General features: G+C 46.5%; 21 protein-coding genes. 5 read left to right on the forward strand and 16 right to left on the reverse strand.

Annotated elements, in window-relative coordinates; all coding sequences use genetic code 11:
* Nucleotides 1-6,212 (reverse strand): choice-of-anchor L domain-containing protein (locus EOO49_RS07610; protein ID WP_290844316.1); only part of this gene is annotated, 6,212 nt, incomplete at its 3' end.
* Between the two features lie 182 nt (nt 6,213-6,394).
* On the opposite strand from EOO49_RS07610, the gene hflX reads away from it, so the two are divergent.
* The gene (gene hflX / locus EOO49_RS07615) at nt 6,395-7,618 is read left to right on the forward strand and encodes a GTPase HflX (protein ID WP_290844318.1); all 1,224 of its coding nucleotides are present in this window, start codon (nt 6,395-6,397) and stop codon (nt 7,616-7,618) included.
* Nucleotides 7,619-7,666: 48 nt separating this feature from the next.
* Here hflX and EOO49_RS07620 read toward each other — a convergent pair whose 3' ends face one another.
* The 9 genes from EOO49_RS07620 to EOO49_RS07660 all read right to left on the reverse strand — a co-directional run bounded on the left by EOO49_RS07620 (nt 7,667) and on the right by EOO49_RS07660 (nt 15,181).
* Nucleotides 7,667-8,548, reverse strand: a complete 882-nt coding sequence (locus tag EOO49_RS07620; protein WP_290844320.1) for a DUF3078 domain-containing protein — start codon at nt 8,546-8,548, stop codon at nt 7,667-7,669.
* 60 nt (nt 8,549-8,608) lie between these two features.
* Complete coding sequence (locus EOO49_RS07625) at nt 8,609-9,118, reverse strand: DUF2480 family protein (protein ID WP_290844322.1); 510 nt, start codon at nt 9,116-9,118, stop codon at nt 8,609-8,611.
* Nucleotides 9,118-9,441: an SUF system Fe-S cluster assembly protein gene (locus EOO49_RS07630; RefSeq protein ID WP_290844324.1), complete on the reverse strand. Its 324-nt coding sequence runs from the start codon at nt 9,439-9,441 to the stop codon at nt 9,118-9,120. The genes EOO49_RS07625 and EOO49_RS07630 overlap by 1 nt, the downstream gene beginning before the upstream one ends.
* 1 nt (nt 9,442) lies before the next feature.
* Nucleotides 9,443-9,868, reverse strand: a complete 426-nt coding sequence (locus EOO49_RS07635) for a SufE family protein (RefSeq protein ID WP_290844326.1) — start codon at nt 9,866-9,868, stop codon at nt 9,443-9,445.
* Complete coding sequence (locus EOO49_RS07640) at nt 9,865-10,302, reverse strand: hypothetical protein (protein WP_290844328.1); 438 nt, start codon at nt 10,300-10,302, stop codon at nt 9,865-9,867. The genes EOO49_RS07635 and EOO49_RS07640 overlap by 4 nt, the downstream gene beginning before the upstream one ends.
* A 12-nt stretch (nt 10,303-10,314) precedes the next feature.
* A complete protein-coding gene (locus EOO49_RS07645) occupies nt 10,315-11,529 on the reverse strand; it encodes a cysteine desulfurase (RefSeq protein ID WP_290844330.1) in 1,215 nt (404 codons plus the stop codon).
* A gap of 221 nt (nt 11,530-11,750) precedes the next feature.
* Nucleotides 11,751-12,902 carry a hypothetical protein gene (locus EOO49_RS07650; RefSeq protein ID WP_290844332.1) on the reverse strand — a complete coding sequence of 384 codons (1,152 nt, stop codon included), beginning with the start codon at nt 12,900-12,902 and terminating at the stop codon, nt 11,751-11,753.
* Nucleotides 12,902-13,882, reverse strand: coding sequence for a DUF2157 domain-containing protein (locus tag EOO49_RS07655; protein WP_290844334.1), 981 nt, complete (start codon nt 13,880-13,882; stop codon nt 12,902-12,904). Before EOO49_RS07655 ends, EOO49_RS07650 begins: the two co-directional genes overlap by 1 nt.
* A 201-nt stretch (nt 13,883-14,083) precedes the next feature.
* The gene (locus EOO49_RS07660; protein WP_290844336.1) at nt 14,084-15,181 is read right to left on the reverse strand and encodes a hypothetical protein; all 1,098 of its coding nucleotides are present in this window, start codon (nt 15,179-15,181) and stop codon (nt 14,084-14,086) included.
* A gap of 198 nt (nt 15,182-15,379) precedes the next feature.
* Here EOO49_RS07660 and EOO49_RS07665 point away from each other — a divergent pair, with 198 nt between their 5' ends.
* The 4 genes from EOO49_RS07665 to EOO49_RS07680 all read left to right on the forward strand — a co-directional run bounded on the left by EOO49_RS07665 (nt 15,380) and on the right by EOO49_RS07680 (nt 18,584).
* Nucleotides 15,380-16,345 (forward strand): hypothetical protein, encoded by a 966-nt coding sequence (locus EOO49_RS07665; RefSeq protein ID WP_290844338.1) that lies wholly within the window; start codon nt 15,380-15,382, stop codon nt 16,343-16,345.
* A 3-nt stretch (nt 16,346-16,348) separates the two neighbouring features.
* The gene (locus tag EOO49_RS07670) at nt 16,349-17,689 is read left to right on the forward strand and encodes a serine hydrolase (RefSeq protein WP_290844340.1); all 1,341 of its coding nucleotides are present in this window, start codon (nt 16,349-16,351) and stop codon (nt 17,687-17,689) included.
* Nucleotides 17,690-17,769: 80 nt separating this feature from the next.
* Nucleotides 17,770-18,123: a hypothetical protein gene (locus tag EOO49_RS07675; protein WP_290844341.1), complete on the forward strand. Its 354-nt coding sequence runs from the start codon at nt 17,770-17,772 to the stop codon at nt 18,121-18,123.
* Nucleotides 18,123-18,584, forward strand: coding sequence for a bifunctional (p)ppGpp synthetase/guanosine-3',5'-bis(diphosphate) 3'-pyrophosphohydrolase (locus tag EOO49_RS07680; protein WP_290844343.1), 462 nt, complete (start codon nt 18,123-18,125; stop codon nt 18,582-18,584). The genes EOO49_RS07675 and EOO49_RS07680 overlap by 1 nt, the downstream gene beginning before the upstream one ends.
* 299 nt (nt 18,585-18,883) lie before the next feature.
* Here the strand turns inward: EOO49_RS07680 and sufD are convergent, their stop codons facing one another.
* From sufD to EOO49_RS07710, 6 genes are read right to left on the reverse strand one after another with little or no spacing between them, the layout of a single operon-like run.
* Entirely contained in the window at nt 18,884-20,200 is a 1,317-nt protein-coding gene (gene sufD, locus EOO49_RS07685; protein ID WP_290844344.1) for a Fe-S cluster assembly protein SufD, read from the reverse strand.
* Between the two features lies 1 nt (nt 20,201).
* The gene (gene sufC / locus EOO49_RS07690; RefSeq protein ID WP_290844345.1) at nt 20,202-20,948 is read right to left on the reverse strand and encodes a Fe-S cluster assembly ATPase SufC; all 747 of its coding nucleotides are present in this window, start codon (nt 20,946-20,948) and stop codon (nt 20,202-20,204) included.
* Between the two features lies 1 nt (nt 20,949).
* Complete coding sequence (locus tag EOO49_RS07695) at nt 20,950-21,294, reverse strand: DUF5615 family PIN-like protein (protein ID WP_290844347.1); 345 nt, start codon at nt 21,292-21,294, stop codon at nt 20,950-20,952.
* Nucleotides 21,294-21,515: a DUF433 domain-containing protein gene (locus tag EOO49_RS07700; RefSeq protein ID WP_290844348.1), complete on the reverse strand. Its 222-nt coding sequence runs from the start codon at nt 21,513-21,515 to the stop codon at nt 21,294-21,296. Before EOO49_RS07700 ends, EOO49_RS07695 begins: the two co-directional genes overlap by 1 nt.
* 30 nt (nt 21,516-21,545) lie before the next feature.
* A complete protein-coding gene (gene sufB / locus EOO49_RS07705) occupies nt 21,546-22,994 on the reverse strand; it encodes a Fe-S cluster assembly protein SufB (protein WP_290844349.1) in 1,449 nt (482 codons plus the stop codon).
* A 41-nt stretch (nt 22,995-23,035) separates the two neighbouring features.
* Nucleotides 23,036-23,365, reverse strand: coding sequence for an iron-sulfur cluster assembly accessory protein (locus tag EOO49_RS07710; RefSeq protein WP_290844350.1), 330 nt, complete (start codon nt 23,363-23,365; stop codon nt 23,036-23,038).
* Nucleotides 23,366-23,388 lie beyond the last annotated feature (23 nt).

Genomic DNA, 23,388 nt, shown 5'->3' on the forward strand with positions numbered 1-23,388 from the left:
ACACCGTCGTTGTTGGCCGAGATGCCCTTCTGGATCGTGCAGCTCGTCGTGGCAGCCACGAAAGGCGCACTGCCGTCGCAGCCCGAGACCGTAACCGTAAGGGTGTAGGTGCCAGCGCCGGAGACCGTCGCCGAGGCAGTCGAGCCGCCAGAGACGATCTGGCCGTCGGTCGTCGACCATGCGTAGGACGCCGTAGCAGCGTCGTAGTTCACAGCAGTGGCCGTAAGCACGTACACGTTGTTCTGGCAGCCGCCATCGATCGTGAACTGTGGCGCGTCACCGACCGTTACCGTGAAAGTGGATTCCGTGAAACATTGAGCGTTGTCAGGAGATACCGCACGGATCGTGATAGTACTCGTTTGACAAACTTGATCGCCAGCGTTCAACTGCGTTCCGTTTGACCAGTAAGTATTGCCCGGAGTCAGTGCAGGAAGCGTAAAGCAAACTCCTTCACAATTCGTGACATCTGGTAAAACATCTGCCGTAGGCGTAGCCGAAACGGCAACAGTGAAACTGGTCTCGACAGCCGTACATGGTGAGCCGGCAACCGGAGCAACGTAAACATATACCGTGTAAGTTCCTACGCCGAGCGTGAGATTCGTGATCGGGTCCACACCTCCTGTTTGGGAGAAGTAACCGCCAGAAGTCAACGTCGGAAGTGTGTAACTATTACATTCAACGACTGGCTGGAATGTACCGACAGTCGGTTGGTCGTAAATCGTTACCAAGAACTCTGACGTATCTGAACAAGTACCCAAAACCGCACATACATAAACAATTTGTGTCGCATTGATTGTACTTCCAGGCGCCAAAACGGTTCCTGAACAATCAGATGCTGTATTGTAAGTGTGGTTTGCAGGCAAAGCAGGCAATGTATACGGTCCGCAGTTGGTTACATCTGGCATCGTGATGGCCGTGATGTTTCCGATTGTCACCGTAAAATTGCTTTCAGCTGTACAAATTCCGTCGTTGGCATAAACGTATACGATCGTTCCGTCCTGAGTGATCACGTCACCGGCGTTCAATACCGTTCCACCGCCAGTCGGTCCGCCCGGAGCTGTGTAGTAAGTGTTGTTCGTTCCCGGATCTGGAAGGACGTATTGAGAACATCCGTCAGTTATCGTCGGAACAAAAGCAGACAAAGTCGTGATTGTAACCACAAAACTGTCTTCATTCGGACAACTTGCCGAATACACATAGATCGTCTGTGTCTGATTCACGACATCGCCCGCAAACAAAGGCGTTCCGAGTCCGCCCGATTGGGTGAAATAATTACCCGCAGAAGGCAAAGTCGGAAGAATGTAAGAATCACAAACCGTGACATCTGGCGGAGCAACCGGCCCAGGCGTCAAAGTGACAACCGTAGAAGCTGAACCCGTACATCCGGCATTATTGACCGTAACGGTGTAAGTTCCGGCTTGCGTCACGCTTATCGTTTGAGTCGTATCTGGAAGTGGATCTGCACCCAAAGTCCAAGAATAAGTCACACTTGCAGGATCGAAGTTTCCAGGAGTTACAGTAATTGTTCCCGCAGCGCCAGCGCACATCGAGAAATCTGGTGTAACCGTAAATACAGGCGCCAAATCCTGAACGATCAAATGCAGCGATACGACCGCGAAACATCCGGATGGCGTGTGAAGATTAGCCCAAATTGTCTGGTCGTACTGCACAACATTTGTGTAAATGTTCGGAAGTGGATTTACTTGTCCATTTGCATCGGCTTCAGAGAAATAGTAAGTCACGCTGTAAATCGCAGGGTTCAATCCTCCAAGAATAGGCGCATCGGCATCGCTCAAAGTGAATTGTGCAAAACCAGTACTGTTACATGCCACGAGATTTTGTGGTGTGCCCGGCTGCAATGGCGGATAGAATTCGATGGTAACCGAATCTGTCGCGCTACAAGTCGAGTTGTTGTAAGTAGCAGTTGCGCCGTAATCTCCAGATTCCGTAACGGTAATCGTCGCACCGGTAGCACCAGGAATGATTTCTCCGTCTTGCGTCCATTGGAAAGTGTAAAGTGTCGGATCGAGTCCGCTGTCAAGCACGAATGACGAACCTGAACAAAGCGCCGTTCCATCTGCCTCAAGGAAATCTTGTCCCAACTGGATGTCTCCGATGTTGAAACTTCCACCTTGAAGGAAAACTGCCGAATCATAATTACCGTCAAGTCGATCCGCGATAACCAATTTGATATGGTATTGCGTACCCGGCGTAACAGTCGATGTGGCGGTCAAAGGAACCGTTACACCATTGTAGTTTATTGGAGCCGAAAGTGGATCGGCACCTTCCGGCAATAAATAATATTCATCAAAATACTGAGGATTCACCGAACCGCAACCACCGTTATAAGCAGTATCGCGAATCGTGATTACAGAAACCGGCGTGTTCGTGCTTGGAATCACCGCCAAATTGGTCGTTGTGTTCGTAGCAGTGTCGGTCAACAAGAACGCAAATGCATCCGAGTAATCGCACTGGAAAATCCCGTATTCTTCTGAGGCGAACAAAAAGTTGAAACTGATTGTCGGAGTAATCGGAATAAAGTCAAATTCCAATATCGATGCGTTGTAGGAAATCATCGTTTGGCCGGTTCCTTGAAAAACGATATTCTCCAAGTCGTCGTCGCCGCCCCACGTGTCCATTTCTGCATTTCCGTCGTCCAGAACATTCAAGTTCGGACCTGGTGCATTCAAAACATGTCCGGTCGTCATGATCAAACCTTCCTGGAACGGGAACGACGAGCCGTTTTGGCCAAAGTATCCGATGCCTGGAGTCGAACCGAAATTCGTTCCGGTAGAATAAGTGATGTTCGTCACGCTGGCGCAATCTGAATTGATCAAGATGTCAGTCACCAATTCCTCGATCGTGTAATCTGTGATACTGGTGTAGATTGGCGGTGGAACTGTAGTGATGCACAAATCGAAAGTCGAATTCTGATTTGGCGTTGCAGTTTCTGTCCAAACCCTGACGTAATAAATTTGGTTCGGAACAAGCGGACTGACCGTCATTTGATCGGTGAAAGTTTCCGAACATTCAACCAAAGTAAGTCCTCCGGCGCAATCGCCTTGGTAAACAGCCATATTTAGGCTGAAAGCATTTCCTTGGATATTGCTCAAAGTAATCGCCTGAGCCGTGGTCAAAGCCGTGAACTGGAACCAAACGTCGTCGTCAGCCGTTCCCGTACAGGTATTCGCCTGAGTAGAACCAGTTGCTCCAATCAAAGTTCCGGAAACAGAATCGACGCAAGGAACACCCGGATTCACCGGAACTACGACAGCAGCCGTACACTCGTCGTTTTCAGGTGCGGTAGAGAATGATTTCGGGTTCGACCAAAGGCTGATGTCATCGGCACTACAGAAAGCGCGAACGTAAACCTTGTATTGTGTCGCCGCAGTGAGCGGAGTAATATTTCCGTAAGTATAAGTCGTTGCATTGGCAACTTCCCATCCTGGCGTATTCGCGTCCGGAACCGGAGCTGTAGCCGGCAATACCAAAACGTGCCATTGTGTAGCCGATCCGACTTCTGTCCAGCTTACGGTTACCGTCGTAGCGGATGTGTCAGCGATAGTGACGGCTGTAGGTTTAGGACAAGTTGGCGGAGGAAGACAAGCAACATTGGCCAACCAACCTTCTTCGTTGAAAGAGAAGTCGCTCAGGAACCAGAAAGTCAAACATCCGTTGGCCGCCGATGATGTGAACGGACCAGGGATCGTATTGCCCCAATAAGCTCCGGGTTCCGTCAAAGGTCCGAAACCTGCCGGGTTGTCACTTGCTATCATTGGCGAGTTGACGCTGTCTCCGTCAAAAACGTAGATTCCGTCCCAGTTTTCCTCGGTGTTGAACATCGTGAAGGTTACCGTAACCTGATCTCCCGTGTTTTCAGGACAGATCGTAACCACAGAGTTCGATTGGTTCGGATAGTTCGCAGGTCCGCCTTGATCGATGAAGAAGCCACCGCAAACAGGAGGCGCAACCAAAGTCGTAGCCGTTCTTGGTCCCGCAGGTGAGCTTACGTCAGTTGGAGAACAAATCGCGAAAACGTAAATGTCGTAGCAAGTTGCAGAATCAAGGTTTGTCAAAGTAACCGAAGTCGCGTTTGCAGTGACAAAGTCAGGATCGGTCGCAGATGGAGGCGTCGATCCGCAAGGAACGGCATAAACATGCCAGGTCGTTGCAGGTCCAACCGCAGTCCAGCTCACTGGAATTTCGGTAGCCGTAGGAGTTCCCAAAGTAACCGCAGTTGGCTTAGGACAAGTTGGCGGTGGCCCGCAGTTCACAGTCGCTGACCATCCCGGTTCGTTTCCGAAGCCGTCGCTGAAAAATTGGAAAGTAAGACAACCGTCGGCACTCGATGCTTCGAATGTTCCCGGGTTAGCCGTTCCCCAATACGCACCCGGCGTAGAAAGGTTTCCGTTATTTCCAGGACCGTTGTTGCTTGGAATCAACGGGTCGTTCAAGGAATCTCCGTCGTGGATGTAAAGTCCGTCCCAAGTGCTTTCGACACTGAAAGACGTAAAAGTCACAGTAACGATTTCGCCAGGTGTTTGCGGACAGATCGAAACAACAGAGTTTGAGTTGTTCGGATAATTGGCATTTGGTCCGCCAGTATCGGTGAACACGCCGCCACAAACAGGTGGAGTGATTTGCGTACAATAAGTGATTTTGAACGACCACGAACTTATATCGGTATCGCTGCAACGTGTTCGAACATAAAAGTCGAAACAAGTCGCGGAAGCCAATCCGGGATAAGTAAAAGTCGTACTCGTCGTCTGGATTCCTGTCGCATTGGCGCCCGGAGCAGGCGAACCTGTAGGCAAAGCCAATACTTCGAAAGTAGTTCCAGGTCCAACCGGCGTCCAAGACAAAGTAACCGATTGGTCGGTAGCCGACAATCCTGTAAGCGCAGTCGGTTTCGGACAAGTTGGCGCAGGCCCGCATGTCACGTTCGCCGCCCATCCGGCTTGGTTCTGGAATCCGTCACTGATGAATTGGAAAGTCAAACATCCGTCGGCGCTCGAAGATTCGAACGGGCCTGGAATCGAGTTGCCCCAATAAGCTCCGGGTGTCGTAAGGTCTCCGTTACCCGGACCGTTTGTACTCGGGATCAACGGATCATTCGTTCCGTTTCCGTCGTAAACATACATTCCGTCCCAATTGCTCTCGACGCTGAAAGCCGTGAAAGTTACCGTAACGACATCGCCCGCGTTTTGCGGACAGATCGTTATCGTTGAAGATTCGTTGTTTGAATAGTTGCCATCGACACCGCCGCTATCTACGTAATTTCCGCCACAAACTGGTGGCAAAGCTTGCGTACAGACAGGATCTGATGGTCCGACCCATTCTCCTGGGAAGAAACAAATCGATCGTACATAATAAACATAACAAGTCAAAGCGGTAAAAGGCGCTGGAACTGTCTCGGTAGTTGACGTGACAGTAACTGTTGGCAATCCGTTTACCACGATAGGCGTTCCGGCATTTGCCAGAGGAACACCGGCAGGAAGCACAAGCACTTCCCATTGATTGTTTCCGGCGGCATCCCAGTCAAGCGTAATGCTGGAGGCCGTCGAAGCGGATGAGTCCAAAGTTTCCACTTCAGAATCGTTACATTTCTGGTCTACGTGCACATCGTCAACCAACCAGCGCTCACCAGTTTGGGCAGCTCCGGTTTGGGTAGTGATTTTGACGAAAGCGATGTAAATGGTTGTCGCGCCTCCAAAGTCAGGAAGATCGATCACTTTTTGTTCATATTGATCGAAAACACTGTTTATGACATCGTCATTCCAGGTTCCCAACAAATAAGTGAAGTTGGCGAGGTTCGTCGGATCGGAAGTTCCCAATGCTGCTCTTACCTCAAATACCGTATTTTGGAAACCCGCAAGCGTCGTCCGGCTTTGGAAGCGCATCTGTGGGTTTGCCGGCAACGGAAAAGCCGGTGAAATCAAGTAATCCTGGGAAACATTTCCCGCACCGATGTTTTGTCGGTTGATGTAAGCCGCATTCGGATTGGAATAGGCCGGATAAACCGATGTGGAACTGATTGTCCAGTTGGTTGTACCTACGCCGTTGTCTGCAATCCGCCACGCCCCGCTAGGAAGCGTCCACGGCCCTAAAGCGGTAGGAGCCGTTACACTGGCGTCATCGAAAGTCTCATGGATTTGTGAAAATCCCGTGAACCCCAATAGAAGCAGCACAAGAAAAAAAGTAATTTTTTTCATGGAGTTGAAATTTGGTTGTTAGAAATTGTTAGTAGCTTGAGGCGTAAATTTAACTAAAAATTTGGAAAAAGCAGAGTTTCGCTCATTTTCGCTAAAATTTCTCAAAAAACCCTTTTAGAATAGGCCTTGCACCGCATTTTTTGTATGAATTTAATGCTTATTTTTGCAAATAATTTTTTCAGATGCTAGAAAAACAAACATTAGATATAGAAAAGACGGTCATCGTCGGGATTGTTACCCAAAACCAGCCCGAAGACAAACTCACCGAATACCTCGACGAGCTCGAATTCCTGACATTTACAGCTGGCGGAACTGTCGTCAAACGCTTTTCCCAGAAAATGGAGAAGCCGAATCCGAAGACATTCCTCGGAACCGGAAAAATGGAGGAAATCAGGGAATACATAATCGAATTTAAAGTAAGCACTGTAATTTTCGACGACGAACTTTCGCCTTCCCAACAAAAGAACATTTCCAAGATATTGAACTGCAAAGTCTTGGACAGGACAAACCTCATCCTCGACATTTTCGCCCAAAGAGCGCAAACCTCTTACGCAAGAACGCAGGTCGAACTCGCCCAATGCCAATATTTGCTTCCGAGACTTTCGGGAATGTGGACGCACTTGGAACGCCAAAAAGGTGGAATCGGGATGCGCGGACCGGGTGAAACCGAAATCGAGACAGACAGACGGATCGTTCGCGACCGAATCGCGCTTCTGAAAGAGAAAATCAAGGTGATCGACAAACAGATGTCGGTGCAAAGAGGAAACCGCGGCGCAATGGTTCGCGTGGCTTTGGTCGGATACACGAACGTCGGGAAATCGACTTTGATGAACGCCATCGGAAAGAGCGACGTTTTTGTCGAGAACAAACTTTTCGCCACGCTTGACACGACGGTTAGAAAAGTCGTGGTTCGGAACTTGCCGTTTTTGCTTTCGGATACCGTCGGATTCATCAGAAAACTTCCTACACAATTGGTAGAATCGTTCAAAAGTACGTTGGACGAAGTGCGAGAAGCCGACCTTTTGCTGCATGTAGTCGACATTTCACATTCTGATTTTGAGGATCACATCGCATCGGTCAACCAAATCCTAAAGGAAATCAAGAGCGACGACAAACCGACGATCATGGTTTTCAACAAAATCGACGCTTACAAACACCTGACGATCGAAGAAGACGATCTGATCACAGAGAAAACCAAGCGCCATTACACATTAAACGAATGGAAATCGACTTGGATGAACGATTTGGGCGACAAGAACGCGATTTTCATATCGGCTACGAACAAGGAGAATTTCGAGCAATTTCGGGAGATCGTTTACGAAGCCGTGCGCAAGATCCATATCTCGAGATTTCCTTACAACAATTTCCTTTATCCTGATTTCAAGGAAGCGCCAGAAGACAAATAAAAAAAGCCTCTCAGTAACGAGAGGCTTTTTGTTTTAAGATAAGTTTCGTTAGAATCCGTAGTTGATCGCGACTCCAAAGACTTGTCTGATCTGGAATCCGCGGAAAGCGTTATCGTCATAAATCGTCTGGAACATGATGTTTGTAGTAAGCCATTTGTTGACTTTGAGCACGACGTTCAGTTGGTAATCCAAATCGACGTTTTGCGGATCTTCGAGATAATTCGTGTACAAATTCAGGATATTTTCTACTGAAACGTTGGCTAGCAACACGAATTTGTACATTCCGGAAAGGTTCGCTCCAAATTCGTATCTGACACTTTTTCCTTCGGCCACGCCAAAATATTCCTCGTTTGGAAGCGTTCGTCCGGCATCGACGAAAGTTAGTTTTGAAGCCACCGGAGAGAAATTGAACTTGAAATCGTCGCGCTTTTTCCAGGCGATTCCGGGTCCGAATGACAAATATCCCGGCGACATGAAATCAGTGTATTCTTCGCGAATCTCGACGCCGTTCGCGTCCTTGTCATATTTGTAACCTTTGGTGAATTGCGTCCTGAAGTTCAGGAAAAACGAGTAATGCCAAACTTCGGTGAACTGTTTTCCCAGCAACGAATTGATCTCGAGCCTGTCGTCTGTTTTCTTGGCGAACGAACTGGTTTTGGTTTTCACCAATCCGTAAGAAGCGATGAATTTGTTGTCCCAACTCCACTCATCTTTCTTGTAATTGACGTCATAATTGACACCGATGTTACCCGAAATGTTGTTTTCACCTCCGGCAACCCAATTGTCAAAAGTCGATTGGTTGAACAGGAAGGATGCGTTCCCTTTGGCTGTCCACGGACTGATCGTGTCGGTCGTGACGGCCGTCGAATCCTGGGCTTGAAGTCCGAATGCGCTCAAAAACAAAAACGCGCACAAAACTTTGTTTCTCATATTCGTCTCATTTTAGGTTATGACACAAATATAAAGTTTCAAAACGGGTTACGTAGGATTTTATCGTCGTTTGTAAAGCGGAACAGCCGAACAAGCCTCGCCATACATGATGCTTTTCGCCACGGGCTGAAGCTTTTGTGCAGCCAGAACGTAAGCGCTCATCGGAACCGGTTTTTTCATGCAACCTTTGATGATCACGGGTTTATCGGCAAAATCAGAATAATCAAGCTTGGACAAGATTTCCTCGTACAAAGCCGAATTTATGTCGTCGATTTTACCCGAAACGATCCGCTTGGCAAAAGGGGCCAGATGCATCGTGACCAAAACCGACGCCCATGCCGGCAAAATCGCATCCGTGCTGCAAAAAACAGCTACGTAAGCGTCTTGGTATTGCGTCCAATCGTGATTTTTCAAGCTCTCGCGGAAGTCTTTCTCGCGCAGCAAAAATCCTTCGAGAAGCCATTGCGACAAATCGATTTCGAGCCTTTGTCCTTTCGGATAATAATCTTCGAGATCAAAGACTTCAAGTGCGCTGTTCGCGACGCGGTTGATAATTTCTTCCTCTTGCATCACAACATTCCGAGTTCCAACTTCGCTTCCTCGCTCATCAAATCCTTGCTCCACGGCGGATCGAAAGTAATCTCGACCTCAGCCGATTTTATGCCTTCGATCTTGGCGATTTTCTCCTCGACTTCCTTGGGCAGACTTTCGGCCACCGGACAATTCGGAGACGTAAGCGTCATAAGGATTTTCACCTCGAAATCAGTGCTTACCATAACGTCGTAAACCAATCCGAGTTCGTAAATGTCCACGGGAATTTCGGGATCGTAAATGCCTTTTAGCGACTTGACGATTTTTTCGCCCAATTCTGCTGTATCGATTTCTGTTTCCATATTATTGCTGCGACTGGAATGCCAGCGCGTACATTTTTATTTGTTTGATCATTGACACGAGTCCGTTGGCGCGTGTTGGTGAAAGATGTTCTTTCAGCCCGATTTCGTCTATGAATTGCGTATCCGATGCCAAAATATCCGAAGCCTTCTGGCCCGAAAAACTGCGGATCAAAATCGCGATCAGACCTTTTGTGATTATCGCGTCCGAATCGGCTGTAAAATCGATTGTTCCGTCGTTTTCATCGGCGTGAAGCCAAACCCTCGATTGGCAACCTTTGATAAGATTGTCCTCGGTCTTGTATTTGTCGTCGATCAGCGGAAGCGACTTTCCAAGGTCGATCAGATATTGGTAGCGCTCGTCCCAATTTTCCTCATCGAACATTGAAAATTCGTCAACTATCTCGTCCTGGATTTGTTTTATCGTCATTCTCTGGATGGCTTGTAAGCGGTGATTTTATTGACCAAAGTCGCGATCTCGGCCGGCGGGAAACCATCGTCGAAATCTGTGGTTTCGTAAGTTTTCTCTTTGTAAGTCACTTTCAGGTTCGCGATTGCCGCTCCGTCGTAAAAGCGCTTTTCGGTCGGAGCTTTCAACGTCGACAATTTGTCCAGATCGACTTTCGAGAATTCGGCGACCAAGGCTTTCCATTCGGCTTCCGGAATCGCTTTCGATTCGGGCTTCTGGAAACCATTTCTGTCTCTTGAAACCAAAACCTGTTTGTCCTGGATCGTAATCTTGTAGAAAAAACCTCTGGTATTGGCCGTGTATTCGACAACGGCCGAGGCAAGGTCTTTTTCCTGTTGGCTATCGCATCCTTTTCCAAGGAAAACCGCTAGTAAAATCATCGAGATAAATTTCATAATCTGGTGTTTTTAAGCAAGCATCAATTGGGCTTTTTTGACCGATGCGACCAAAGCGTCAATTTCGTCTTTTGTGTTATAAAACGCGAAAGATGCACGAACCGTGCCAGGGATTCCGAAGAAATTCATGATCGGTTGGGCGCAATGGTGGCCGGTTCTCACGGCAATTCCCATCTTGTCGGTAATCGCCCCGACGTCATACGGATGGATTCCGTCGAGGTTGAACGAAATTACGGAAGTTTTGTCTTTGGACGTCCCGAAGATTTTGAGCCCGTCGATCTCAAGCAATTTCTGCGTTCCGTAAGCCAGGAGTTCGTTTTCCTGCTTTTGGATATTTTCAAATCCGATGCCGTTTAGGTAATCGACCGCCGTTCCCAAAACGATTCCGCCCGAAATATTCGGCGTTCCGGCCTCGAATTTGTGCGGCAATCCGGCATAGGTCGTTTTCTCGAAAGTCACTTCCTTGATCATTTCGCCTCCGCCTTGATACGGTGGCAATTTTTCGAGCCATTCTTCTTTTCCGTACAAGATTCCGGTGCCGGTCGGACCACAAATCTTATGTCCTGAAAAAGCGTAAAAGTCGCAATCGAGTGCTTGAACATCGGGTTTCAGATGCGGCGCGGCCTGAGCTCCGTCGATAAAAACCGCGGCTCCAACTTCGTGAGCTTTGTCGATCAAGAACTTGATCGGATTCACGATGCCAAGCGCATTCGAAATATGGTTTACGGTAACGATTTTCGTTTTTTCGGACAACAATTTGACGTATTCGTCGATAATCAACTCGCCATCCAAATTCATCGGAATGACTTTCAAAATCGCTCCCGTTTTCTCGCAAAGCATTTGCCAAGGCACGATATTGCTGTGATGTTCTAGTGCCGAAACCAAAATCTCGTCTCCGGGTTTCAAGATCGAAGCGAATCCATTGGCCACCAGATTCACGCCGTGAGTTGTTCCGGCCGTAAACAAAACCTCATAAGTATGCTTGGCGTTGATATGTTGGCGGATCGTTTCACGCGATCGTTCGTAAGCGTCGGTTGCCAATTGGCTCAATTTGTGAACGCCTCGGTGAATGTTGGCGTTGATTTCGCTGTAATAGTTCGAGATCGCATCGAGCACGATTTGCGGCTTTTGCGAAGTGGCGGCATTGTCGAAGTAAACCAGTGGTTTCCCGTTGACTTTTTGGGTCAGGATCGGAAATTCGGCTCTTACTTTTTGGATGTCAAACATCTTGGTTTCGATTTGGCGCAAATTTACGGCTTGTTTGGTTATGAAACCGATAAATACATCTTAAAATGGAATGGTCGGATAAGTTTCGCTGATGTCGTTGAACGGGAAAATCGGGTATCGGATAATCAGGAGAAATCCTGTCGCATCATGGCCAAATACAAAGCCTTTTGGTGAGCGCTGAAGGTTCGGTTTCAGATATCGCATTCTCGAAAATCGAATGATCAGAAACTTTCGCCCGCTCCGCCGCCGCTGAATCCGCCGCCCCCGAATTCCATCGGGCCGTTTGTCGGGATGTTTTGGATCGCGTGCGAATTCACGATCACTGCTTGCGCCACTGACAATGCGCGCGAATCGTGCAATCTGTCTTTCTCGAAAGTCACTCCGGTTTCGCGTCCTTTCAACTTTCGGATGCAAAACAAACTCGCCGCGCCCACAAGCAATCCGCCCAAAAGCAACGCCCATTCTGTCGGAAGCACGTGGTAATAATATCGGAAACTGAAAATCGAGAACGCCAAGGTGAGAATCCCGACCCAAAGCATCAGTCGGTTTTTCGTTTTGATAGCGAAATAGACGAAAATCGGCGGCAAGCCAAATGTGAAAATCCAAAATAGAATCGCTAGCGGAATGTCGTTTGCCGGCGTTACCTGAAATCCCATTTGATCTTCGGCCAAAGTTCTGACAACAAAATAATTCATCGAAAAATAACCAACGGCCAGACTCGAAAATTCCAAAGCCAAAAGCGGCCAATTGTAGAAAATCGCATTCTTTCTCGTTTTTAATGTTCGATGGATGAAAAACAAAACGATCGCGAAAACGAATAAAATCACCGTCAGATAAATCTCCGAAATCACGTGCATATCGAACGTCAACGTTCCGATAAACGCCACGAAAGCGGCAACAGAAACGATAACCGACAAGGTGTGCAGATATCGCAGCGCGCATATTCCGGCGACAATAGACACGGAAAGGCACACGATCGCTGGTGATTCCGTAGTGATTCCGAATGCGATTCCCGTCCAGAGCTGGCATCCCAAAATCGCCGCATCGTCTAGTCCGTGGGCGAAATATTGGCCGCGCGACAGGACTTCGGTAACTATCGCACCGATTATCGCAAGGCAAAACGCCATGAATCCGAAATTCTCCAACATCGAGGCGAACATAAGCCCAAAAGTGCCCGACATGGCCGAATAACAGAAAACGCCAAGTAGAAAGAAGGCGATTCTAAGGAAAATGTTCCGATTGGTTTTTAGCGTGACAAAACTTTGTTTGGCGAGTTTGTATTGTTCGTCCGAAATGAATTTTCCGTCTCTTAGGTCTTCGGCAGCCTCGACTGCGAAAGTGTTTTCCAGCAACTCTTTGTCGTAGGCTATCATTAGTGTTCCTGATTGAATTTTCGGATTGATTTTATGAAAAGCGCGATCGAACCGATGTAGAAAAACGGCGCGAAATAAGCCGACATTATCGCCAATTCGTCAGATTCCGTGAGAATTATGAGTCGGATAAGCGCGATGTTCGCACCAAAAAAAGAGTACAAAATCGTGAACACGAAAAGTGCCGTCGATTCTTGCTGATGGCTTTTTCGGAAGAAATACACCATCGCCAACGCCATGACAATGAGGAAAATCGGCCAATAATCCTGGATGAGTCCGACGATGCAGCAAATTCCTATAAGATGTTGTCCGAACCCGAAGAAAAACGGCGCGAAATGGCGTTTGATGTTTTTTCGCTGACTGATTTCTCCCCAAACGACGAGCAGCATTCCGAGCGCGATTCCGGAAACGAACATCGGAAGATTCTCGAAAATGTCAAGTTCCATCACGGCTCGCGGCGTTATCGCAATCCCGATCGTCGCCGACAAAGTCGTGATGGCGATTGAAAGCGAACTTCGATTGTCGAATCTGTAAGCGGCGAAAAATCCGACCAAACTCGTCAAGGCCGAAGCCAGCGCGAAGGTGTTTCCCAACGGATTGTACTGAAATTGCAGATAGCCGAAAAATACGCCCGTGAGCATCGTTCCTAACAGTACGACGTAATCGAAAACAGGATTTTCGAAAAAGGTTTCCTCGGTAGAAAATGCCGGTGCTTTTTTGAAACTGAAATAGAAACAAGCCGCCGCCGAAATAAGCGTGAGGCCAATCAAGATCGTGTGCCCGACGGTGTCGATGTTCTCATAGACCAAAATTCCCAACGCGCTTACGACGAGCAAAACCGCGATGTAAAGGAATAGCAGCAATTCGTGGTGCACCGAAAAAATCCCGAGCGATTTGTAGGCTTTTATCGAGACGAGTTCGTCTTGGTTCAAAATCCCTTTCTGGTAGAGGATTTCGGCGGCTTTTTCATTTTGGATATCCACGTTTGAGGGTTTTGGCGTTATCCAAATATAGGTTGTTTTTGGGTTCAGATGCGATTTAAACGGCTTCTCGGCATTTGAAAAAACACATCAATTTGTGGGTTTTGCAAGACCTAACAAATCTCCAAGATTTGTTAGGTCTTGCAAGTTCGGAGATAAAAACACATCAACATTACAGATTTTCTGTACTTTTTGTTAAATGTTTCAATCGGATTTTTGCGCTTGGTTCCAGGTTTGGTTATTCACATTCTGATCGCGGTTAGGATCGTAATTCGGATCATTCGTCCCAATGTATTGTCCTTGATCGTTCACGTAATATTGGTTCGAACCTGTTTCCACCTGATAGCGCTTCCCATCGCCTGAATTTGTCACGGTTTCCTGATCTTTTATGTAGTTCAGGAAACGGTTGTGGTTTTTGTCAGAAGCAGCATTCGCCGAATTGTAAGCGGCCATACTCGACTGGTTGATCGCTTCCCATTTGTCGCGGTGCGCGGCCTGTTGCGAATCGAAAGCCTGTTGGCGCGATTGCATTCTTTGGTGATGCGCGGCCCAACTTGCGCTGGCTTTATTTTGTTCACTTTGGTTGTAGGCATCGAAATATCTGGGATTGTAGCGCATGCTTTCCAAAGCGGTTACGAAAGTTTGCTTGGCTGAATCGTACCGTTCTTTCGGGCTGTTAAGTCCGTTGCAGTAGTAATTCCACATGATCGTGTTTCCTATTTGGCTTCCGTTCAAGTGCACGACGATCGCATATGGATTTCCGTCCTTGTCTTCCCACTCGCTTAAAACGGCTTCGAATTGCTGGTTCATCGGGCCAACTTTATACAACATATCACTGACGCTTTTATCGACTTTGACAACATCTGGAAGCTGCGTCACTGAAATTAATTTCGAGCCTTCACGTTGCGCCACCGGAAGCAAATCCTGTTTTACGACATCGGCGGCCGATGAGTATGGACGAAGTTTTCCGCCGTTTTGGACATACGATTGCGCGACATAAGGATCGTTCGAGTACATGAAATTTCGCATCGGAATGTCGAAAACAGAAATTCCGCCGGGACCAAAAATCGACGGACCGCCTTTTTTATTGTTCAGATGCCAATTCGCCGGAAGTTCGACCGTTGCCATGAGTTGACCTTTGTCGTCATAAAACGGTTGCGTCACGATTTCGGACGAACCTTCGCTTTCTACAGCTGCGTTTTCGGAATTCAGTTCTTCGCTTGACGCATTTTCGCCAGATTTTACGTCATTTTTACAACTCGAAAGTGCGATCAGCGCCGCGAGGAGAATCATTTTTTTCATGTTTTTTACTTTGTCGTTTGGGCCAATATACTACAATGCTCATTTTATCCCCAACGAATTAAACTGAAAATGAGAGAATTGCAAATTTTGTTGCCTGACGAATCGATTTGTATTTTGGAAGTGGGATTTTTCGGATTAAAGCAGGTCGGATTTATCCAGTCCAACACAAATTCATTAACTTCATCTCAACCGAAAAGAATGAAAAAATCCCTGTTTTTACTTTTGCCCTTATGTCTTTTGGTTTCTTGTGCCGACAAAAAACCGATCGATCTCTTCCTGCACGACCAAAAATGGGACTATTACCATTTCATCCGCACAAACGACTCGATTCACGGCTATAAGTTCAGCGCTTATTTTCGGGAGAAAGACAGCATTGTCGGTGTTTTCAGAAATGATTCGCTATTTTTTACGCGCATCGATCTGTCCAACAAAGTCGCGTCGGGCGATTACTTGGGAATCAAAAAAGGAAACGGATTTTTTGTCGCTTCGGATTCCATAAATCTGCAACCGATTCCAGAGAAAGATTTCAACAGAATTGTAGATTCGACTATGAATCCGAAACTTTCGCATCTGAACAAACGCCTCAAAAAAGGTGATTTTATATTTGAGATTGACGTCCAAAACTGGAATCCGCACGAGCGAAAAGGCTTGACGACGGTGAAGGTCTTCGACAAGAAAGGCAACTATCTACAACAATTCCAGTCGGATCAATTTGAGTTTCCGAACGAAAAAAAACTTGATTTCGAGTATGCCGACTACAATTTCGACAACCAGAACGATCTGGCATTTTTCCTCGGAAACATCGGAAATCGCAACGCTGTGATTTCGGAATTCTATCTCTTCGACAAACGCAACGGGAAATTTATCCACAGCGAAACTCTTTCGGGCATCGCTTCCGGAATGGGGACGACTTGGGACGAAAAACGAAAACGAATAATCTCTGAAAGCTCGGGCGGAGGCGAATACGACTATAAAATTCACAGTTCAAAGGACACCAATTTCGTGTTGCTCAAAAAGCTACGGGTCAACTTCGGCTTTCGCGGCGACAGCGTTCTGGTTACGCGGACAACCTTGAAAAACGGAAAATACGACACGATCAAACGCACGATTCGGGAAAAAAACTTCGATTATCGAGCAGCGGTCAAAAAATTCCTAAACGAATAAATCATGAAAAAACGCTACTGGATTCCATTGACATTTTTCGTTTTGCTGGCGATAATCGCCTTTTGGAATTATCCGAAACTCGACCTTATTTCAGGTTTTGCGGCAAAAAATGCGGCCAGTTGCAGGTTTATCGACAATCGGTCACTTGAAACGATAATGCAGGACGACAACGACATTCCATTGGTGAATCAGGCGAACATCGAGATTGACGACCAATCGCATTCGGTGACGGCATCGGTTTTTGGACTCAAACCTCGAAAAGCCGTTTGGCGACAAGGATTGGGATCGGTTTTGATTGACGACAAATTCGATTTGAACGCGCCCGTCGAAACGCCAAATCGTCCGGCGACATTTTTGAAAGCGCCATTTCCTGTCGGAAGCGAAGATCAAAAAGACACGGTTTTCCCGAACATCGACTACAAAAAATTGAACTCGGTCGTCGCTTCGGCATTCGATAAAGGCGACGAGAAAATCCGGCGCTCGCGTTCGGTGATCGTGATTTACAAAGACAAGATCATCGCCGAAAAATACGCGCCCGGATTTTCGAAAGATTCCAAAATTCTAGGTTGGTCGATGACGAAAAGCGTGATGGCGACGTTGTTCGGTATTCTTGAAAAACAAGGCAAATTCGACATTCGAAAACCCGTGCAAATTCCCGAATGGCAAGCCGATGACCGAAAAAAAATCACCGTAGAAAACCTGCTCAGAATGAACAGCGGGCTCGAATGGGAAGAAAATTACGAAACGATTTCGGACGTTACTAAAATGCTGTTTCTGTCCAAAGACATGACGCGCGCCCAACTCGGGAAAAAGCCCGAATTCAAGCCTAGCGAGCACTGGAATTATTCCTCGGGAACGAGCAATTTGCTTTCGGGAGTGCTTCGCAAACAGTTCAAAACGCATCAGGAATATCTCGACTTTTGGTATTCCGATTTGATCGATAGAATCGGGATGCATTCGATGTTGGTCGAGTCTGACATGTCGGGAAATTTCGTCGGATCTTCGTATGCTTGGGCAACGACGCGCGATTGGGCGAAATTCGGATTGCTTTATCTGCACAAAGGAAATTGGTACGGCGATCAGGTTTTCGACCAAAAATGGCTCGATTTCGTAACATCGGAAACAAAAGGTTCAGAAGGAAAATACGGCGGACATTTCTGGCTGAATCGCGGCGGAATTTTGCCAAACGTGCCACGTGAAACCTTTTCGGCCAACGGATTCCAAGGCCAACGCATTTTCATCATTCCATCGAAAAATTTGGTGATAGTAAGAATGGGTTTGACCGAAGGCAAGAAGTTCGATTTTGATACGTTTTTGAAGGAAATTCTTGCGAGTGTAAAGTGACGGAATTGGTCAAAACGAAAAAAAATCAACCATTTGTCAACCAAACCAGTTTTGCATCCGATCCAAAAATCAATTCAAGCATGAAACCACTAATTACACTGCTTTTTGTTCTCGTGGCCTTCGTGCAGACCGACACTTTTACTTATGCCAAAAACAGCCAAAAAATAACGCTGACAATCGACAACGGGCGCAGGAATCTCACTTGGGGAAAAACGAGTTCACTGCAATTCCGAACCGAGAATATCGATCCAAAAACCACGGCGTTTTCCGCAATCGGATTAACTCGCGAAAGCAGCGACAACAAAGGGTTTTCAACTTGGAGAATAAATCCGGATCGCGCTTTGATCCAGTCTGATACGCTGAACTTGTCGGTCAGGTTCGACGATGGAAAAGGCGTGGTTTTCCACAAATTTCTAATTCCTATAAAAAACTGATGCAAGACTTCCAGACCCTTTACCGAGCCGCATTGAAGTTCGCGGCCGCGAAGCATTCCGACCAAAAAATCCCGTCGAGCGATTTGCCTTATGTCGTGCATTTGAGTAACGTCGCCATGGAAATTATCGTCGCTTCGCAAAATTCCAATGGTTTTGACCTCAACTTCGCTATTCAAATCTCGCTTTTGCACGACGTTTTGGAAGGCACGGATGCTTCTGCGTCAGAAATTGCCGAGCGCTTCGGAAATGCGGTTTTAAATGGCGTGAAAGCGCTTACGAAAGATAAATCACAGAAAAATCCTATCGCTGACAGCTTGAATCGGATAAAATCTCAGCCGAAAGAAGTTTGGGCAGTCAAATTGGCCGATTGGATTACGAATTTGCAACGTCCGCCTCAACATTGGGATTCGGACAAAATTTCGCTGTATTATGGTCAGGCGAAGGAAATTTTGTTGGCCTAGGACGGTGGAAATTCTTATTTGGAAAATCGGTTGACGGGCAAGATTCTGGAATATGAGGACTATCTTTGAATTGAAAGCGCCGGTTTCCCGATGCACTTGTACTGATTTGGTTGCAAAATTTAAGATTTTTTACAGATTTTCTGTACTTGACTGATCCGGAACCGCACTAAATTTAGGGCGGGTGGTGGTGGTATTTTTGAGGTCGGAAAAAAGTAAAAATTACGTTCAAGCCCCGATTTCTTCCAGCCAAAAAAAAGCCCGACTTTCAATCGGACTTCCTATTACTATTTTTCGCGAGACTACAAATCAAATCCCATATTGACACCTAACTTCAAGGCAATCAATTTATTGATTCGATTCTTTAACTCCGGAATCTTGATGCTTTCAATGACCTCATTCGAGAAAGCGTACATCAAAAGCGCTTTCGCCTCTTTCTGCGGAATACCTCGCGATTGCATGTAAAACATCGCCTTGTCGTCCAATTGCCCAATCGTGCAACCGTGCGAACACTTCACGTCATCGGCGAAGATTTCGAGTTGCGGTTTGGCGTTGATCGTGGCTTTGTCCGAAAGCAGCACATTGTTGTTTTGCTGAAAAGCGTCGGTTTTTTGGGCTTCTTTCTCGACGTAGATCTTTCCGTTGAAAACTCCGGTCGATTTGTCGGCGTAAATGCCTTTATAATTCTGGTGTGATTCGCAATTTGGTGTCGCGTGACGCACCAAAGTGTGGTGATCGACGTGTTGCGTGCCATCCAAGATCGTGATTCCTTTCAGAGTCGAGTCGATGTGTTCGCCTTCGTGGAAGAAATTCAGGTTGTTTCTCGTAATGTTTCCGCCAAAAGAAAAAGTATGGACTTTCACGGTACTCATTTCCTTTTGTGAAATATAAGTATTGTCAATCAGTGAAGCCGAATCGTTGTCGTTCTGAAGCTTGTAGAAATCGACGATAGCGCGTTTTTTCGCATAAATTTCGGTAACGGCATTCGTCAAAACGGCGTTTTCGGACAGACTTTGGTGACGCTCGACAATCTGCACGTGAGAATTCTCGCCGGCAATCACCAAACTTCTCGGCTGAACCATCAAAGCGGCTTCGTTTCCGGTCGAGAAATACATGATCTCGATCGGCTTGTCGGCGACTTTCGAACGCGGAATGTTGATGAACGCACCTTCGCGGGCAAAAGCGGTATTCAAAGTCGTCAAACTTTCGTCCTGCGACGCGATCTTGTTGAAATACTCATCGATGATCATCTTGTATTTCGGTTTGGTCAAGGCCGACGACATCAAACAAACATCGAGCCCGTCGTGAGTTGTCGAACTCAGGAACGAGCTAAAAACACCATCGATGAAAACAATCTTGTAAGTGTCGATCTCGTGCAGGAAATATTTCTTGACATCGGCGAAATCAAGTGCCGATTCGGTCTTTGGGAAAACCGTGAAATCTTTCTTCAAAACCGAATTCAAGGACGTGTATTTCCAAGCTTCCAATTTCTTGGTCGGAAAGCCTTTCTCCTCGAAATTTTTGAGTGCCGTCGTGCGGATGTCGTGCAAAGCAGTTTCTGTGTCGATTTGCTCCTCGAACGCCATGAAAGACGATATTAATTTTTCTTTCAACTCCATTTTAGTTCTCCGATTTTATCCAATCGTACCCTTTTTCCTCAAGTTCGTAAGCCAATTCTTTTCCGCCCGATTTTACGATTTTTCCTTGGTACAAAACGTGTACGAAATCAGGAACGATGTAATCCAAAAGTCGCTGATAGTGCGTGATTACAATAATTGCGTTGTTTTCAGACTTGAGTTTGTTGACGCCATTTGCGACAATTCTCAAAGCATCGATGTCAAGACCGGAATCCGTTTCGTCAAGGATCGCGAGTTTCGGCTCGAGCATCGCCATCTGAAAAATCTCGTTTCTCTTTTTTTCTCCACCCGAAAAACCTTCGTTCAAAGATCTCGAAAGGAATTTGCGGTCGATCTCCAAAAGTTCCGATTTTTCGCGGATCGATTTCAGCATCTCATTGGCTGGCATTTCCTCCAAACCTTGCGCTTTTCTCGATTCGTTGATCGCGGTCTTCATAAAATTCGTAACCGAAACGCCCGGGATTTCCACCGGATACTGAAACGACAGGAAAATGCCTCTGTGAGCGCGCTCTTCCGGCGCCAATTCTGAAATGTCTTCACCGTCGAGGATGATCTCGCCTTCGGTCATTTCATAATGCTCGTTCCCGGCAATTACTGCCGAAAGCGTTGATTTTCCGGAACCGTTTGGTCCCATGATCGCATGCACTTCACCGGCTTTCACCGAAAGATTGATGCCCTTCAGGATATCTTTGTCTTCTACTTTCGCGTGTAGATTTTTTACTTCTAGCATTTTATTTTGTATCTATTTCTAAACAAGCAATTTCTGATTCGCTCAATGCAAGAAAATCTTCTATTGCCAACTTGTTCTTAATCATTAAATCAGCAAGCTCTGCTGTCAATATATTACCCATTCTGAGCCAGATTATTTTTGGAGGAAAACCTCGAACCATACTCAAATCATAAAAATCAGGATCAAAGGTGACAATCGTAAAATTTTCTTTTTCAGCAAATTGCCAAATCTCAAAGTCTTTTGAGTTCTGAAGCTTTACGTCACTCACATGTTTGCAATCCGAAAAATGATCCTTTAAGAGCCGTACGATCCGGAACGAAATATTCTGATCAAACAACAGTTTCATCACGCCGATTTAAGCCTATGTTCCCGATCGGCGGCATAACTCAAACAGGCTTTGATGTCAGCTGTTGTCAATTCTGGAAAATCTGATGTAATTTCATCAAACGACATCCCTAATGCCAAATATCCGAGAACATCGTAAACAGTTATTCTTGTCTCGCGAACGCAAGGTTTTCCAAACCGTTTTTCTGGATCAATCTTGATTATGTCTTGATACGAATTCATTTTTCGGAAATTTTTTAATTGTGCTACGATTTACCCAACCGAACCTTCGAGCGAGATCTCAAGCAATTTTTGGGCTTCCACGGCAAATTCCATCGGAAGTTTGTTCAAAACCTCTTTGGAAAATCCGTTTACGATCAAAGCGATGGCTTTTTCTGTCGGAATGCCTCTTTGGTTGCAATAAAAAACCTGGTCTTCGCCGATTTTCGAAGTCGTAGCTTCGTGCTCGATTTTCGCCGACGGATTTTTGGATTCGATATACGGAAATGTGTGAGCGCCGCAGTTATTTCCCATCAAAAGCGAATCGCATTGGGAGAAATTTCGGGCGTTGTCAGCACGGCCTGAAATCTGGACGAGTCCGCGGTAGCTGTTTTGTGACTTTCCTGCAGAAATTCCTTTGGAAATGATCGTCGACTTGGTGTTTTTGCCCAAATGGATCATTTTCGTTCCCGTATCCGCTTGCTGATAGTTGTTCGTAACGGCAATCGAATAGAATTCACCAACCGAATTGTCGCCTTTCAAAACGCAAGACGGATATTTCCAAGTCACGGCCGAACCCGTCTCGACCTGCGTCCACGAAATCTTCGCGTTTTTTTCGCAAAGTCCGCGTTTGGTCACGAAGTTGAACACGCCACCTTTTCCGTTCTTGTCGCCCGGAAACCAGTTTTGAACCGTCGAATATTTAATTTCGGCTCCGTCCATCGCGATCAATTCTACGACGGCCGCGTGCAATTGGTTCTCATCACGACTTGGTGCGGTGCAACCTTCTAGGTAAGACACGTAGCTTTCCTCGTCGGCGATTACCAAAGTTCTTTCGAATTGTCCCGTTCCGGCTTGGTTGATTCGGAAATAGGTCGAAAGTTCCATCGGACAACGCACGCCTTTCGGAATGTAGCAGAACGATCCATCGGAAAAAACCGCAGAATTCAGTGCTGCATAAAAATTGTCCTTTTGCGGAACGACGGTTCCAAGATATTTCTTCACCAATTCCGGATGCTCTTTGATCGCCTCGGAAATCGGGCAAAAAATGATGCCTTTTTCGGCCAAAGTTTTCTTGAAAGTCGTCGCGACAGAAACCGAATCGACCACGATATCCATCGCGATGTTGTTCATTTTCTTTTGTTCGTCGACAGAAATCCCAAGTTTTTTGTACATCGCCAAAAGCTCCGGATCGACATCGTCAAGCGTTTTGCTCGGATCGACTTTTTTGGGAGCCGAATAATACGAGATCGCCTGAAAATCCGGTTTCTTGTACTGCACATTTGCCCATTCGGGCTCGGTCATTTCGCTCCACGCGCGGAAAGCTTCCAATCGCCACTCGGTCATCCATTCCGGCTCTTCCTTTTTTAGGGAAATCGCGCGAACGATGTCTTCGTTTAGTCCGATGGGAAACGTATCAGATTCTATATCGGTATAAAATCCGTATTCGTATTCTTTATTTTCGAGTTCGACTTTGAGGTCGTCTTCTGTATATTTTGACATAAAAAGTCTTAGGTTAAAAAGCCTTTTGTCGGCTTAAAACATTAAAGCGAGAAGCTTTCCCCGCAACCGCAAGTGCGACTCGCGTTCGGATTGTTGAAAATGAAACCTTTTCCGTTCAATCCGCCGGAAAATTCCAAAGTAGTTCCGGCCAGATACAGGAACGATTTTTTCTCGACTGCGACCTTCACGCCGTTGTCTTCGAAAACTTTATCGGTTTCGCCCAGTTCTTTGTCGAATTTGAGTACGTATTCAAGACCAGAGCAACCGCCGCTTTTCACACCGACGCGAACGTAGTCGATCGTGGCGTCAAATCCGTCCTCGGTCATCAATTGGACGACTTTGGTCTTGGCAGAATCAGAAACTTTTATCATGATTTTTACTTTAGTGATTAGTG

The sequence above is a fragment of the Flavobacterium sp. genome (assembly GCF_004295795.1).
Lineage (GTDB): Bacteria > Bacteroidota > Bacteroidia > Flavobacteriales > Flavobacteriaceae > Flavobacterium.

Coding starts and splice junctions, on each gene's coding strand:
- sufD (WP_290844344.1), bottom strand. CDS start 20,200: ATGGAGTTGAAAGAAAAATTAATATCGTCTTTCATGGCGTTCGAGGAG.
- EOO49_RS07700 (WP_290844348.1), bottom strand. CDS start 21,515: ATGAATTCGTATCAAGACATAATCAAGATTGATCCAGAAAAACGGTTT.
- EOO49_RS07675 (WP_290844341.1), top strand. CDS start 17,770: ATGAAACCACTAATTACACTGCTTTTTGTTCTCGTGGCCTTCGTGCAG.
- EOO49_RS07640 (WP_290844328.1), bottom strand. CDS start 10,302: ATGAAATTTATCTCGATGATTTTACTAGCGGTTTTCCTTGGAAAAGGA.
- EOO49_RS07660 (WP_290844336.1), bottom strand. CDS start 15,181: ATGAAAAAAATGATTCTCCTCGCGGCGCTGATCGCACTTTCGAGTTGT.
- sufC (WP_290844345.1), bottom strand. CDS start 20,948: ATGCTAGAAGTAAAAAATCTACACGCGAAAGTAGAAGACAAAGATATC.
- hflX (WP_290844318.1), top strand. CDS start 6,395: ATGCTAGAAAAACAAACATTAGATATAGAAAAGACGGTCATCGTCGGG.
- EOO49_RS07620 (WP_290844320.1), bottom strand. CDS start 8,548: ATGAGAAACAAAGTTTTGTGCGCGTTTTTGTTTTTGAGCGCATTCGGA.
- EOO49_RS07635 (WP_290844326.1), bottom strand. CDS start 9,868: ATGACGATAAAACAAATCCAGGACGAGATAGTTGACGAATTTTCAATG.
- EOO49_RS07695 (WP_290844347.1), bottom strand. CDS start 21,294: ATGAAACTGTTGTTTGATCAGAATATTTCGTTCCGGATCGTACGGCTC.
- EOO49_RS07670 (WP_290844340.1), top strand. CDS start 16,349: ATGAAAAAACGCTACTGGATTCCATTGACATTTTTCGTTTTGCTGGCG.
- EOO49_RS07710 (WP_290844350.1), bottom strand. CDS start 23,365: ATGATAAAAGTTTCTGATTCTGCCAAGACCAAAGTCGTCCAATTGATG.
- EOO49_RS07625 (WP_290844322.1), bottom strand. CDS start 9,118: ATGCAAGAGGAAGAAATTATCAACCGCGTCGCGAACAGCGCACTTGAA.
- sufB (WP_290844349.1), bottom strand. CDS start 22,994: ATGTCAAAATATACAGAAGACGACCTCAAAGTCGAACTCGAAAATAAA.
- EOO49_RS07680 (WP_290844343.1), top strand. CDS start 18,123: ATGCAAGACTTCCAGACCCTTTACCGAGCCGCATTGAAGTTCGCGGCC.
- EOO49_RS07650 (WP_290844332.1), bottom strand. CDS start 12,902: ATGATAGCCTACGACAAAGAGTTGCTGGAAAACACTTTCGCAGTCGAG.
- EOO49_RS07665 (WP_290844338.1), top strand. CDS start 15,380: ATGAAAAAATCCCTGTTTTTACTTTTGCCCTTATGTCTTTTGGTTTCT.
- EOO49_RS07630 (WP_290844324.1), bottom strand. CDS start 9,441: ATGGAAACAGAAATCGATACAGCAGAATTGGGCGAAAAAATCGTCAAG.
- EOO49_RS07645 (WP_290844330.1), bottom strand. CDS start 11,529: ATGTTTGACATCCAAAAAGTAAGAGCCGAATTTCCGATCCTGACCCAA.